10 protein-coding genes are annotated in these 12,594 nt (G+C 68.3%); 3 read left to right on the forward strand and 7 right to left on the reverse strand.

Translation table 11 applies throughout. From position 1 onward, the window contains the following. Positions 1-21: 21 nt before the first annotated feature. The 5 genes from ACQKIE_RS10710 to ACQKIE_RS10730 form a co-directional block, all read right to left on the reverse strand. Entirely contained in the window at positions 22-1,371 is a 1,350-nt protein-coding gene (locus ACQKIE_RS10710) for a DUF697 domain-containing protein (RefSeq protein WP_427458816.1), read from the reverse strand. A gap of 7 nt (positions 1,372-1,378) precedes the next feature. Then, entirely contained in the window at positions 1,379-1,939 is a 561-nt protein-coding gene (locus ACQKIE_RS10715; protein ID WP_427458818.1) for a YceI family protein, read from the reverse strand. Next, positions 1,936-2,520, reverse strand: coding sequence for a cytochrome b (locus ACQKIE_RS10720; protein WP_427458820.1), 585 nt, complete (start codon positions 2,518-2,520; stop codon positions 1,936-1,938). The genes ACQKIE_RS10715 and ACQKIE_RS10720 overlap by 4 nt, the downstream gene beginning before the upstream one ends. Continuing rightward, complete coding sequence (locus ACQKIE_RS10725; RefSeq protein WP_427458822.1) at positions 2,504-3,130, reverse strand: YceI family protein; 627 nt, start codon at positions 3,128-3,130, stop codon at positions 2,504-2,506. Before ACQKIE_RS10725 ends, ACQKIE_RS10720 begins: the two co-directional genes overlap by 17 nt. Positions 3,131-3,232: 102 nt before the next feature. Continuing rightward, complete coding sequence (locus tag ACQKIE_RS10730) at positions 3,233-4,684, reverse strand: GTPase (protein ID WP_427458824.1); 1,452 nt, start codon at positions 4,682-4,684, stop codon at positions 3,233-3,235. 131 nt (positions 4,685-4,815) lie between these two features. Here ACQKIE_RS10730 and ACQKIE_RS10735 point away from each other — a divergent pair, with 131 nt between their 5' ends. Further along, positions 4,816-8,313, forward strand: coding sequence for an ATP-binding protein (locus ACQKIE_RS10735; protein ID WP_427458826.1), 3,498 nt, complete (start codon positions 4,816-4,818; stop codon positions 8,311-8,313). Positions 8,314-8,322: 9 nt separating this feature from the next. On the opposite strand, the gene lptG is transcribed toward ACQKIE_RS10735, so the two are convergent. Continuing rightward, the gene (gene lptG, locus ACQKIE_RS10740; RefSeq protein WP_427458828.1) at positions 8,323-9,420 is read right to left on the reverse strand and encodes an LPS export ABC transporter permease LptG; all 1,098 of its coding nucleotides are present in this window, start codon (positions 9,418-9,420) and stop codon (positions 8,323-8,325) included. Continuing rightward, a complete protein-coding gene (gene lptF, locus ACQKIE_RS10745; protein ID WP_427458830.1) occupies positions 9,420-10,523 on the reverse strand; it encodes an LPS export ABC transporter permease LptF in 1,104 nt (367 codons plus the stop codon). Before lptF ends, lptG begins: the two co-directional genes overlap by 1 nt. Positions 10,524-10,620: 97 nt before the next feature. On the opposite strand from lptF, the gene ACQKIE_RS10750 reads away from it, so the two are divergent. After that, on the forward strand, positions 10,621-12,114 hold the full coding sequence (locus ACQKIE_RS10750; protein ID WP_427458832.1) for a leucyl aminopeptidase: 1,494 nt from the start codon (positions 10,621-10,623) through the stop codon (positions 12,112-12,114). 10 nt (positions 12,115-12,124) lie between these two features. Beyond that, a complete protein-coding gene (locus ACQKIE_RS10755) occupies positions 12,125-12,547 on the forward strand; it encodes a DNA polymerase III subunit chi (protein WP_427458834.1) in 423 nt (140 codons plus the stop codon). Positions 12,548-12,594: the final 47 nt, after the last annotated feature.

Genomic DNA, 12,594 nt, shown 5'->3' on the forward strand with positions numbered 1-12,594 from the left:
ATCGCCGACTCTGCTAGCGATCTACTTGCGCAGTCGCCGCAGGATCTCCTCCCGCGCCTCGCGGAGGATCGAATCCCGGTCGAGGGTCGCCACGATGCCGGCCACGGCGCGCTTGGCGCCGTGCTCGCCCCAGGACTTGCCGGATACCAGGTAATGCTCCGCCGCGCGGCCGATCAACACGGTGGCGTACCAGCCCAGAGCGCCCTGCGCCGCGGCGGTGACCACCACGGAGAGGCCGCCACTCAATCCTTTCAACGCGGAGGCCACCAACTGCACGCCCCATACCGCGCCCATCAAAGCCGCCAGCTGCGTCGTGATGACGGCGACGAGGCGGCCCGACTCGCCGCGCGTGAGCGGTAGTCCGTACACGCGGCCGAGCTGGATGACCATCGCGGCGTCGAGGCCGCCGGCCAGGAGCAGGTCGGCGACCGGGACCGGGTTGAGCGCCACGCCCACGGCCTTGGCGATGCAGTACTGGCGGATGACGCCGCTGGCGACGTCCCGCCGCGTCGCCGCGATGCGCTCACTCACCTGGTCGGTGAGTCGCCCAGCGAACAGCCCGGCGTTGATCGCCGACAGCGTCTTCCCTTCACGCTCCGCGATGGCGAGGAGACGCGCCTTCAGCGCGCCGACGTCGGCGGGGCGCGATCGGCTGGTCCGGTGCTCGTGTCCCATGGCATCCACCTCGACGACGTCGGCGGCGGCGGGCCGCGCCGCCACGGCAATGACGTCTTCCGCCGCCACAAGCCCGGTCGCGTGCTCGCGCAGTCTCGCCAGCAGGCCCTCCCGCTCGTCGTCGCCGTAACGGTCGGCCTTGTTGAGTACCAGCAGCAGCGGACGGCGTGTGGTGGCGAGCGTGCGCAATGCATCTCGCTCCTCACGCGTGAGGTCGCCATCGGCGACAAAAACGACGAGGTCGCTGACCTCCGCCACCTCGAAGGCGAGCTTCTCCCGTGCCTCGCCGCCGAGCTCGTTGATCCCCGGGGTGTCGATGAGCACCAGACCCGCGTTGGCGGCCTCGTCCAACCGTGCCGCGTCCGCCTCCGTGGTGGTGCCATGGAGCACCCCGACGGCGAAGGCGTCGCGGCCGAGCAGGGCGTTACCTAGCGCGGACTTGCCCGCCGACACGCGACCGAAGACCGCGACGTGCAGTTCCTCGTTTTCCAACCGGTCGAGCATGCGCTCGACGCGCTGGAAGTCCGCGGCCATCGCCTCGCGCACGTCGCTGGGAATCGACGGGTCCGCCAGCAGGTCGCGCAGGCTGGCGGCTACCGGACCGCCGCGCGCGTCGGAGGCACGCGCAGGAGAACCACTATCGCCGCGCCGGAAGCGCGCGGCGATGCCACGAAGGTGTTCGCGCCACTGCGCCACGCGCCGTTTACTTCGGCAGCAGGTTCAACGAACCGTTGACCAGCACCTCGTCGGCGATCGTCGACGTGTCCTTGTACTCGCCGCTGCCCACGCCGAAGTCGAGGCGTTTGAGCGTGCCGGTGACCGAAAGGCGCGCACCGCCCGCATTCGGGGAGAACGCCACCTTGAGTGCCACCGGCTTCGTCACGCCATGCAGTGTGAGGTTGCCGTTGGCGACGACGTTGCCCCTGGCATCCTTGCTGAAGCCCGTCGTCACGTAGTGCGCCGTCGCGAACTTCTTCACATCGAAGAAATCGGCGCTGGGGAGGGCGCCGTCGCGGTCGCCGTCACCCGTCTTCGCCGTGGACATGTCCACGGTCACGTCGAACTTCGCACTGGCGAGATTGGCGGGGTCGTAACTGATGGCCGCATCGAACTTTCCGAAGGACCCGTCGAACTGCTGGCCCTGGAACTTGCCGCTGAAGCCGAGCGTGCTGCCAGGGCCAACCTTGTAATCCGCCGCGGAAGCAGCAAAGGGCAGCGCAAGCGCAAGGCCGAGGACGGACAGGCGGCGGATCGTCGGACTCATGGGGTTTCTCCGGGAGGGGTGGGGATGTTCCGCTTCGCGCGGCCGAATGGCAGCATGCGGCGGAGGGTGTCGTCGCCGTCGACGACATGATGCTTGATGGCGCCGCCGACGTGGGCGACGAGGACGAGGAGCAGGAACCAGAACAGATACACATGCACCGTGCCGAGGATCTGCGAGAGCTCCTCGTTCTTCTGCACCAGGGCCGGCAGGTTGAACATCTTGAAATACTGCAGCGGGAAGCCATGCGCGGAGTTGAAGGCCCAGCCGGTGAGCGGGATGCAGACGATCAGGAGATAGAGGAGCCCGTGCACGGTGTGCGCCGCGAGCCGCTGCCAGCCGGGCGCCGGTTCGTCCGGTGGACGGCGGTCGATCGCACGCCACAACACGCGGAGGAAGAAAAGCGCCAGCACCGTCAAGCCGATCGATTTGTGCAGCGCGAACATGTTGATCTTGTGCAGCGATGGCTTCAGGCCGTCCATCCATAAGGCGAACGCGCCATTGCCGAGGATCAGCAGCGCCATCGTCCAATGGAACGTCTTGGCGACGGTGCTCCAGTGGGTCGGTTTACTGCGCAGGGGCATCGGTGGGTTCCTTGTCGTTGTCGTGGCCGGCTTCGCCCTCGCGGATAGCCTCGATCTCGAGCCAGACCGCCACGTCGGTACCGATCGATCCGCGGTTCGACGTCATCCCGTAGGCCGTGCGGTCCAGCGAAATCTGTGCAGAGAAGCCCGCAACGGTGTGCAGGCCATAGATGGTCTTGCCGACACGGTTCACCTGGAACGGAATGTCGAGGGGAAGGGTGGCCCCACGCAAGGTGAGCTTGCCGTGCACGATGCCCTGGTCCTCACCGCGTTTCTCCACCGACTCGCTCACGAAGCGCGCGGTGCCGGCGCGGTCGCTGTCGAGCAGGTTCGGACCGCGCACCGCCTTGTCCCACTCGGCGTTGCCCATGTCGACGGAAGCGAGGTCGATCGTCGCCTGCACCGACGACTTTGACCAGTCGTCGCGGTCGAAGACCACCGTCCCTTCGCTGATCCGCAGGCGGCCGAACGACCGCGAGAAACCGTTGTGGTCCACGTTGAACACGACCTGGCTGTGGACGGGGTCCATCCGGTAGGTGACCGGCTCGGCAGCCGCCAGTGCGGGCGAGAGCGCCAACATCGAGGGAAACAGGAAACGGGCGAGACGCATGCGTGTGGCCTGTCGCTGAGGAGCCGCAAGGCGGCCGATGACCAACAGTGTGGCCCGACCGCCCCGCGTTGTCAGCCCGCCGGCGGCGAACGCATCGTTCGCTCAACGATCCCGAAGCGCTTCGCCGGTCAATTCGGCGAGGCGGCGCAGCCTGGACGCGCCCGCGTCACCGAGGAGTTCGCGCATGCGTTCGCCGGCGTCCGCCTGGTCCAGCGTCCGCCGCTCGGCGAGGGTGGCCGCGAGCGCTCGGCCGAAGCTGTCGAAGATCAACGCATAGGCAAAGGCGTGCAAGACACCGCCGCCAAGGGTGCCCAGGCCAGGGAAGGCCTTCAGTGCGTTGCCCGCCACGGCGAGCACCACCGACGTACCGGTCCGCAAGGTCATGCGAGCCTGGCGCAGGAGGGTGTCGATTTCCACATCGGTCACGCGGACATCGTAGAGTCCGGCCAGCGCGCGCACCATGCCCGTGGCCAGCGCCCCCTGGATCACCAGGTCGGTGCCGGGCGCGACCGCCGCCATGGCGCCGACAATCGCGCGGCGCGCGTAGCGGCGGACGATGCGCTCCGCCTCCTCGCTGCGGTAGGCGTGTTCGCGCTCGCCCGTCCGTTCGTGCAGACCTGCCAGCACGGCATTTTCCCGTTGCGCCTCCAGCGCGGCGGTGCCCGGCGCCAGCAAGCGCCGCAGCGCCTCCATCAGTGGCTGTACGTTGGCGGCGCGGCGACGCGTGACGTCTTCCGTGCTTCCATCGGGCAGCTGGCGGGTGAAACGCTCCTCTCCCCCCGCGCTTATCGCGAGCACGGCATCCGGTATGCCGCCGGCCTGCTCGCGGACGCGGGTGAGGATCCGTTCGAGTTCGTCGGGAAGCCACTGGTCGGCCTTGTTGACGGCGAGCACCAGGGGCTTGCCGAAGTCGCCCAGCCAGCGCAGTTCTGCGCCTTGCGTTCGGGTGAGATCGCCCGCGCACACATAGATCACCGCATGCGCGCGCAACGCTTCTTCGCGGGCGAGGCGCTCGCGCGTTTCGCCGTCGGCTTCGGAGGAGCCCGGCACGTCGGCGACGGTCCAGGGGTCGCCCCAGGCCGATGTGTCGTAGGTGACGACGTCGCGCGTTGTGCCGGCGCGGGGATCGCGCTCAGGCGTGGCGCCGGGCACCAGCGCCGCGATGAGGGTCGATTTGCCGGTGGATATTTCACCGAACACGGCCAGGTAGGTACGTGCGCTGTCCCGGCGACGGTCCAATTCGCCGAGTTCTTTGCGAAGTTCCTCAACATCAGTCGCCGCCTCCCGGAGCTTTTCGATGCGCGCTTCGAGGGAGGCTCGATCCGGGGCGGCGACGGGGGCGCGTGCCTTGCGCGGTCGCAGCCACCATGCGCCGACGGCCACGCCGGCCATCGCCACGAGCAGCAAGATGGTGCCGAGCAGCCAGCGCATGCCGGTCGGCAGGCCCATGAAACGCTGGGCCAGGGCCAGCGCACGGTCGAGGGCGGCCAGCAGCAGCCACACCAGGGCGAGGAGCCCGACAGCCGCCAGGAGGAAACGAAGCCGAGAGGACATGGCCGCATTCTAGAGGACATGCCCTGTGCGGAACGCACCGTGTCGGCGGAGGCCTACGAGATCCATCGAATCTCGACGTGTTGCCCTCCGGGAGTGCATGGCATGATCGGGAGCGCACCAGGAACCCGCGTATGCATTACACGCTCATCACGAGATGGATCCTCGCGTTCATGATCGGCTCGGTCATGCCGCTTCCCGTCCCCGCCGCGACGATGCCGCCGGTCCCGACGCCGCAGTTCCGAAGCTACGGCCTCTCCGAAGGGCTTCCCAGCAGCCAGGTCCACGCGGTGGCCCAGGACAGCCGGGGTTTCATATGGGTCGCCACCTCCGTCGGGCTTTCGCGCTTCGACGGCGTCCAGTTCGTGACCCCGGGGATCGGCTCCGATCGTGCGCATGCGCTACCCGCCGGCGGCGTGTCCGCCTTGCTCGTGGATGCGGACGACCGCGTCTGGATTGGCGGCGCCGACTTCGGCCTCGGACGTTACGACGCCGCCACCGGTGCCTTCGCGCAGTGGCGCGACGGCCTGGTGGACGACAATGTGCGTGCCATCGCTCAAGCCCGCGACGGTTCCATCTGGGTGGGCACCGGCGGCGGGCTCGTGCATATGCGGGCGGACGGCAGCGGCATGCGCGATATCGCGCCCGGCCCGGATGGTCCGTCCTCATCCTCCATCCGCGCGCTGCACGCGTCCGACGACGGCCGTGTGTGGATCGGCACCGACGCCGGTGTCGATGTCGTCGACGCCACCGGGGCGATCGCGCCCGTGCCGTTCGAGGATGGCAGCCACCCGCGCGTCCTCCGGATCGACGGCCATGCCGCGGAACTGCGCTTCGCGACGGAGCGCGGACTCTTCCGCCTCGCGCCGGATGGGCTCCTGCATCGCGACCGGCGTCTCGCGGGGGCGCCGATCTACGCGTCGTTGTCGGACAGCCACGGCACGTTGTGGGTGGCGGGCTCCGACGGCCTTTCCATGCTCGACCGCTACGGCCGGTTGCATGCCGTGCGTGGCGCATGGACGGCGCAGGGCGGGCTGCCCGGACGCACGGTCCGCGGCATGCTCGAAGACCGAGAGCACGGTCTCTGGTTCGCCCTCAGCGACGGTGGCCTCGGCTACCTCGGCCCCGCCTGGGAAGACTTCACCCGCTTCGCCCATGTCGCCACGGATCCTTTCAGCTTCCCGGGGCGAACCGTCACCGCCGTCGCCGCGCAGGGCAGCACGAAACTCTGGGTGGGTGGGTTGCATGGATGGATACGCGGCTTCGACCCGGCGACCGGCAGGACCTCGGAGGGGTTCGACATCGAGACCATGCGCGTGCAGTCGTTGCTGGAAGTGCCGAAGGGCTTGCTGATCGGCACGGTGAGAGGCCTCTCGATCGGCGGCGATGGCCAGACGCGCCCGCTCCTGCGCGGGGCCATCGACCATCCGGTCACCATGTTGGCGCCGGCACCGGACGGCACCGTCTATGTCGCCGCGCACGGACAGGGATTGTTCGCGCTGGATGCCCACCTGACGCGCGCCAAAGCGATCCCCTTCGCCGCGGCGCGCCGCGGCGTGACCGACACGCGACAGATCGAAGTCGTCGGCGACGAACTGTGGCAAGCCAGCCTCGCCGGTCTGGCGCGACTCGACCGCGCGTCGGGCGACATGCGTTTCATAGCCGGCGTCGCCCCGGGCCGGGTCAACGCGTTCGAGCCGGACGAGGACGGCTTCTGGATCGTCCGCCCGGACGGCCTGGAGCATTACCGCTGGGACGGGCGCATCGCGCAGCGCGATCGCTGCGTGAAGGGCGTGCACGGCTTTCCTTCGGCGGACATCCTCAACGTGCGGCGTGACGTCGCCGGACGTCTCTGGCTTTACGGGGAGACCGGCGTGTGGCGCTTCGACCCCGGCACGGACAAGTTCCGTCCTTTCGGATTGGCCGACGGCCTCGCGAGTGGCGAATTCACCAACGCCAGCACCGTCTTGCTTGACGACGGCACCATGTATGGCGCCACGCTGGGCGGCCTCGTGGGGTTCCGTCCCGACAGGCAGCGCGACCACACGCGCAAGCCCTCCATCGTCGTGCTCGGCGCCACGGTGTCGCGCGGCGGTGTTCGCTGGCCCCTGCCCATCGAGGGAGACAGCCTGCGCCTCGCGTGGAATGACCGGGAACTGGCCGTGCGTGCGCGAGCCCTCTCGTACGTCAATCCGGATCGGAACCACCTGGTCTTTTCGCTGGAACACGACGGCGAGACCACGAAATTGCGCACGGGCAAGGATGGCCAGCGCAATTTCGGGCCGCTCGCAGCGGGCGTGTACCGGCTGTCGGTCTCGGGTGCGGGGCGCGACGAAGTCAGCGGGACGCTGGCGCGCCCTTTGACGGTCGTCGTCGCTGCGCCACCGTGGCTACGCTGGTGGGCATGGCTCACCTATGCGTTGCTCCTGGTTGCCATCGGCGTCGCCCTGGTAGTGAGTACACGCCGACGAGTAAGACAGTCCGTGCGACTGAAGCTGGCCGAACAGCAGCGACGACTCGCCGAGGAAGCCAATGCGGCGAAGACCGAATTCATGGCGACGCTCGGCCATGAGATCCGCACGCCGATGACCGGCGTGCTCGGCATGGCGGAGCTGATGGCGAGCACGTCGCTGGACGATACGCAGCGCGCCTATATCGAAGCCGTGCGCCGCTCCGGCACGACCTTGCTGCGCCTGGTGAACGACGCGCTCGATATCACCCGCATCGAAGCTCGTCGGCTCGTGCTCGAGTCCGAATGCGTTTCCCTTCGCTCGGCCGCCGCCGAGGTGATCGCGCTGGCCGCGGGGACCGCCTCGGAAAAAGGTCTGAACCTGACTTCGGCATTCGACGTGAACGTGCCAGCGTCGGTTCGTGGCGATGCGATCCGGCTCCGCCAGATCCTGCAGAACCTCGTGAACAACGCGGTCAAGTTCACGGAGAGCGGTGGCATCTCCCTGCACATAGGCTGCGAGGGCGCTTCCCTCGTCATGACCGTCACCGATACCGGCCCGGGCATGTCGGCGGAACTTTGCGCGCGTGTTTTCTCGCGCTTCGAACAGGGCGGATCGCCGCAGCGCGCGCAGGGTTCCGGACTCGGCCTAGCCATCTGCCACGAACTCTGCACGTTGATGGGCGGAACCATCCGCGTGCGCAGCGAACTAGGCCGGGGCACGGCCTTCGTCGTGACCTTGCCGCTCGCGCCATGCCATTGCGGTGAATGCAGCGAACTCAGCGCATTGACAGCATCCGCCATAGCAGGCAAGCGGTTGCTCCTGGTCGAGGACGATCCGGTCGTCAGTGACGTGATCGCCGGGTTATTGCGCGAGCGTGGCCACGTGGTCACCGCGGTGGGCGAGGGCCTTGCCGCGATGACGGAACTCGCGCGCGGGTCGTTCGATGCGATCCTGCTCGACCTCGACCTTCCCGTGGTCGACGGCTTCCAGATCGCGCGAATGGTCCGGCGGCTGGAGTCGGCGGGCGATATCCCGATCGTCGCCGTCACGGCACGCTCGGCGGGCGATGAACTGGCGGCGATCCGCGAGGCCGGCATGGACGCGCTGTTGCGCAAGCCGATGACGGGGAATGATCTGGATGCGGTGCTGGAGAGTGTCTGCGCGGTGCCGGCGTGCTGATTGCCAGCCCTACCCAAACCGCCTGAAATACGCCAAAGCCCCCACCACCAGCAACGACGTCGGCAACAGGTTCGCCAACAAGGGCGGCATGCCGTACACCGTGCCGAAGTTCACCATCGCGCCCTGCAGGAAGTACCAGCCGATGGCGAGGATGATGCCGATGAAGAGGCGCTTGCCGAGGCCGCCGGAGCGCAGCGAGCCGAAGGCGAAGGGCATGGCGCAGAGCACCAGCACCAGTGTGTTCACGGCGAACAGCGCGCGGCCCCAGAAGGCGACGGCGTAGGCGCCTGGGTTCTGCCCATTCGCCTCGAGGTAGCGCATGTTGCGACGGAGGTCGCTCATCGAGAGGTATTCGGGATGGATCACCGACTGCTCGAGTACGTGCGGGTTGAGGCGCGACGCCCAGGTCTGGGTGTGTTCATGCGAGGAATGCGTGCCGGCGGCGTCCAGTGTCGTGGTGCGAACATTCGCCATGACCCAGTGGTTGCCGTCGTGGATCGCGCTGTCGCCGTGCGAGAAGGTCTTGACCTGGCCGTCCGGCGTGAAGTCGTAGACGCGCACGTCCACCAGCTTCACGGTGGCGCGGTCGCCGTCCTGCGTCGCGATGGCGGATTTCGCGTTGATGATCTTGCCGCCGTCGCGCGCCCAGAGGCCGCTGCTCGTGGAGCCCAGGTTGCTGGAACGCATGCGCACCTGGATGGCCTGCGCGTGCTGGTCGCCGTAAGGCGCCACCGTTTCGCCCATGACGACCACCGCGAGGGTGAGCACCGCCACCACGCCCGCCGCTGACGCGGCGATGCGCAGCTTCGACATACCGGCCGCTCGCAACGCCGTGAGTTCGCCGGTGGCGGCGAGGCCACCGAGGCCGAGCAGGCCGCCGATGAGCGCCGCGTTGCTGAACATCTGGTACAGGCGGCGCGGCACCGTGAGCATGATGTACGCGATGGCGTCGTACAGCGTGAAGCCGTTCTTGCCGATATTGCCGAGCTGGCGCACGAACTGTGTGAGCGCGTCGAAACCGGTGAGCACCAGCCACACGAGGAGCAGGGTGCCCAGGACGCTGGCGCCGATCAGCCGGTCGGCGCGCTTGACGGTCAGCGTGGCCATCAATGGGCTCCCTTCACGCGGCGCGGGGCGTTCTGTCGCCAGAAGTACCAGGCCGCCACGCCAAACACGATGATGTGCAGCAGCCAGATCGGAGCGGAGGTATGCAAGTTGCCCTTCAGGATCTGCGCGCGCGCGATCAGCTGCCAGACCACATAGACGAAGTACGCCAGCACGGCGATGAGCAGGCGTCCATAGCGGGCGTCGCGCGGCGCCTGCCGGGACATCGGCAGGACCATCATCATCAGCACGAGCGTGCTGACCGGAGCGGCGAAGCGGGAGACCAACTCGCCGAGGCTTTCCTTGGTGCCCGCCTTGAACAGGTCGCCGGTGGAGGATTCGTGCGCCGGGTCCGTGTCCTCGTCGTCATCCGTGATGTTCGAGAGGGAGATGTCGTTGCGCTCGTATTTCATCCGCCGCCAGTTGTCGCTGCCCAGCGGAATCTCGAACTGCCAGCCGTCGAACAGGGCGAGGAAGCGGCTCTGGCCGTCGCTTTCCTGGTACATCCGGCCGTTCTTCGCGTTGACCACGCGGACCTGCGGCTTGCCGTCGCTGTCGGTGCGGTCGGTGGCGAGGAAGGTCTTGCCCAGCACCGTGCCGTCGCGGCTGAGGGTGTCGACGAAGATGATGCCGCCCTTGCCGGGCAGTTCGGTGAAGCGGCCGGCATCGAGGCCTGCGGCGATCACTGACTTGTTGGCGGCGGCGATGACCTGGTCGGCGGTGCGGGCCGAGAGGGGGCCCAGCCATAGGGAGACCATGCCCACCACGATCGTGGCGCCCACGGCGAGCAGGGTGACCGGTCGGAGCATGCCCCGGGGGCCCATGCCGGAGGAGGCCAGGACGTGCATCTCGCTTTCGCGGTACATGCGGCCCAGGGCGATCAGGGTGCCGAGGAAGGCCGACATGGGCAGGAGGGTGGAGAGCAGGTCCACCATCTGCAGCCCCAGCACCTCGAACATCACGCTCGGCTGGATGCTGCCGTTGGCCACCTTCTGCAGGACGGTCGCGAACGCGCCGCCGGCGAAGATCACCAGCAGCACGATGGCCGTCGCGAGGATCCCGTAGGCCAGCTCGCGCAGGAAATAACGGTCGAGGATGCTGAGCATTTGATAGAATTGGCGGTTCGTGCCGCGTCAGTCCCTGCCGGCAAACCATAAGTCTAGCCTGTCCGGGCCCCGGCGGGCTTTCGCAGGACAGTTAGCTATGACGGTTCAGTTCAGCCTCGGTTCCCATGCTCCCGAAACGACCGCCACCCCCGTGGCCGTGGTCGGCGTTTACGAGAACGGTGTCCTGACCAGCGCCGCGGCGCGGATCGACACCGCGGCGGACGGCGCCATCAAGCGGCTGGTCGAGGCCGGGGACATCACCGGGAAGGTCGGCAATGTCGTGACCTTGCTGCATCCGGCCGGCGTGGCCGCCGCCCGCGTGCTCATCGTGGGGCTGGGCGCGCAAAAGACCTTCGACGCCGCGCGCTACCAGCGCGTCACCACGGAGGCCGCCCGCGCCATCGGCCGCCTGCCGGTCACCGAGGCGGTGAGCTGGCTGCCGGAAGTCGACGTGCCCGGTCGGGATGCCGCCTGGCGCCTCCGCGTCGCCGCCCTGGCCACCGACCATGTGTCCTACCGCTACACGGCCACCGTGAAGCCGCGCGACAAGGCGCAGCCGGAACTGGCATCGCTCGCCCTCGTCGGCCCCGCCGATGGTGAAGCCGGGCTGGACCAGGCACGCGCCATCGCCGAGGGCGTGCGCTACGCCCGTGAACTGGGCAACCTGCCGCCGAACATCTGCAATCCCGATTACATCGCCGACCAGGCCCGCGCCTTCGCCGACGCCCATGAGGGCGTGACCTTCGAGTCGCTCGACCGCGCCGACATGGAGCGCGAAGGCTTCGGCTCGCTGCTCGCGGTCGCCCGCGGTTCGGCCAACGCGCCGCGCCTGGTGGTGCTGCAGTGGAACGGCGGCAAGGACGGCGAGCGCCCATATGCCTTCGTCGGCAAGGGCATCACCTTCGATACCGGCGGCGTCAGCCTCAAGCCCGGCCCGGGCATGGAGGAGATGAAGTTCGACATGTGCGGCGCGGCCGGCGTGCTCGGTGCCTTCGTGGCGGCCGTGAAGCTCCGCCTGCCGGTCAACCTCGTCTGCGTGGTGCCTGCCGTCGAGAACATGCCGGACGGCGCGGCGTATCGCCCCGGCGACGTGCTCACCAGCCTATCGGGCATCACCATCGAGGTGCTGAACACCGACGCCGAGGGCCGCCTGATCCTTTGCGATGCGCTGACCTATACCGGCAAGCGCTTCGACCCGCACACCATCATCGATGCCGCGACCCTTACCGGGGCGTGCGTCGTGGCCCTCGGCAAGCACGCCAGCGGCCTGATGACCAAGGACGAATCCCTGTCCGCCGAGCTGCTCGCCGCCGGCGAAGCCACTCTCGACCGCGCGTGGCGCCTGCCGCTGTGGGACGACTACCAGAGCCAGCTCGATTCCGGCTTCGCGGACGTCGCCAACATCGGCGGCAAGTACGCGGGCGCGATCACCGCGGGCTGCTTCCTCGCGCGTTTCACGGAAGGCCGCCGCTGGGCGCACCTCGATATCGCGGGCACCGCGTGGGACGAGGGCCGCAAGGGTCTTGCCACCGGTCGTCCGGTGCCGCTGTTGACGCAGTGGCTGCTCGATCGCGTCGCCTCCGCCGGTTGATTCCGCTCCGATGCCGCGCGCCGATTTCTACCTGATCGACAAGCCGCGCTTCCGCGAGGATCCGCTGCTGCTGGTCTGCGAACTCGCCAAGCGCGCGTTCGGTGCCGAGCAGCCGACGCTGATCCTCACGCGGGATTTCGAGCAGGCCGAGGCGATCGACGATTACCTGTGGTCGTTCGAGCCGGACGCGTTCATCCCGCACCAGCTGGCGGGTGACGACGAGGACGCGAACACGGCCGTGCTGATCGTGCCGCCGGGTGTCGACACCCCCGACCGGCCCATGGTGATCAACCTGCGCGACACCTGCGCACCCGGCCAGTTCGACCGCGTGCTGGAAGTGGTCGCGGCCGATCCCGCCGAACGCGAAGGCTCACGCGCCCGCTGGACGCAATACAAGCAGGCAGGCTTCGAGGTCAAAAAGCACGATATGTAATCGCGCCGAGGTGGTCCTCAGCGCTATTCCTGTAGGAGCCGCTATAG

It is taken from the genome of Luteibacter sp. NPDC031894 (genome assembly GCF_050273135.1).
In the GTDB taxonomy this organism is placed as follows: Bacteria; Pseudomonadota; Gammaproteobacteria; order Xanthomonadales; family Rhodanobacteraceae; genus Luteibacter.

What these genes read in the sequence shown, in the direction of transcription:
- ACQKIE_RS10750 (WP_427458832.1), top strand. Translation starts at nt 10,621, where the DNA reads ATGACGGTTCAGTTCAGCCTCGGTTCCCATGCTCCCGAAACGACCGCC.
- ACQKIE_RS10715 (WP_427458818.1), bottom strand. Translation starts at nt 1,939, where the DNA reads ATGAGTCCGACGATCCGCCGCCTGTCCGTCCTCGGCCTTGCGCTTGCG.
- lptF (WP_427458830.1), bottom strand. Translation starts at nt 10,523, where the DNA reads ATGCTCAGCATCCTCGACCGTTATTTCCTGCGCGAGCTGGCCTACGGG.
- lptG (WP_427458828.1), bottom strand. Translation starts at nt 9,420, where the DNA reads ATGGCCACGCTGACCGTCAAGCGCGCCGACCGGCTGATCGGCGCCAGC.
- ACQKIE_RS10730 (WP_427458824.1), bottom strand. Translation starts at nt 4,684, where the DNA reads ATGTCCTCTCGGCTTCGTTTCCTCCTGGCGGCTGTCGGGCTCCTCGCC.
- ACQKIE_RS10755 (WP_427458834.1), top strand. Translation starts at nt 12,125, where the DNA reads ATGCCGCGCGCCGATTTCTACCTGATCGACAAGCCGCGCTTCCGCGAG.
- ACQKIE_RS10725 (WP_427458822.1), bottom strand. Translation starts at nt 3,130, where the DNA reads ATGCGTCTCGCCCGTTTCCTGTTTCCCTCGATGTTGGCGCTCTCGCCC.
- ACQKIE_RS10720 (WP_427458820.1), bottom strand. Translation starts at nt 2,520, where the DNA reads ATGCCCCTGCGCAGTAAACCGACCCACTGGAGCACCGTCGCCAAGACG.
- ACQKIE_RS10735 (WP_427458826.1), top strand. Translation starts at nt 4,816, where the DNA reads ATGCATTACACGCTCATCACGAGATGGATCCTCGCGTTCATGATCGGC.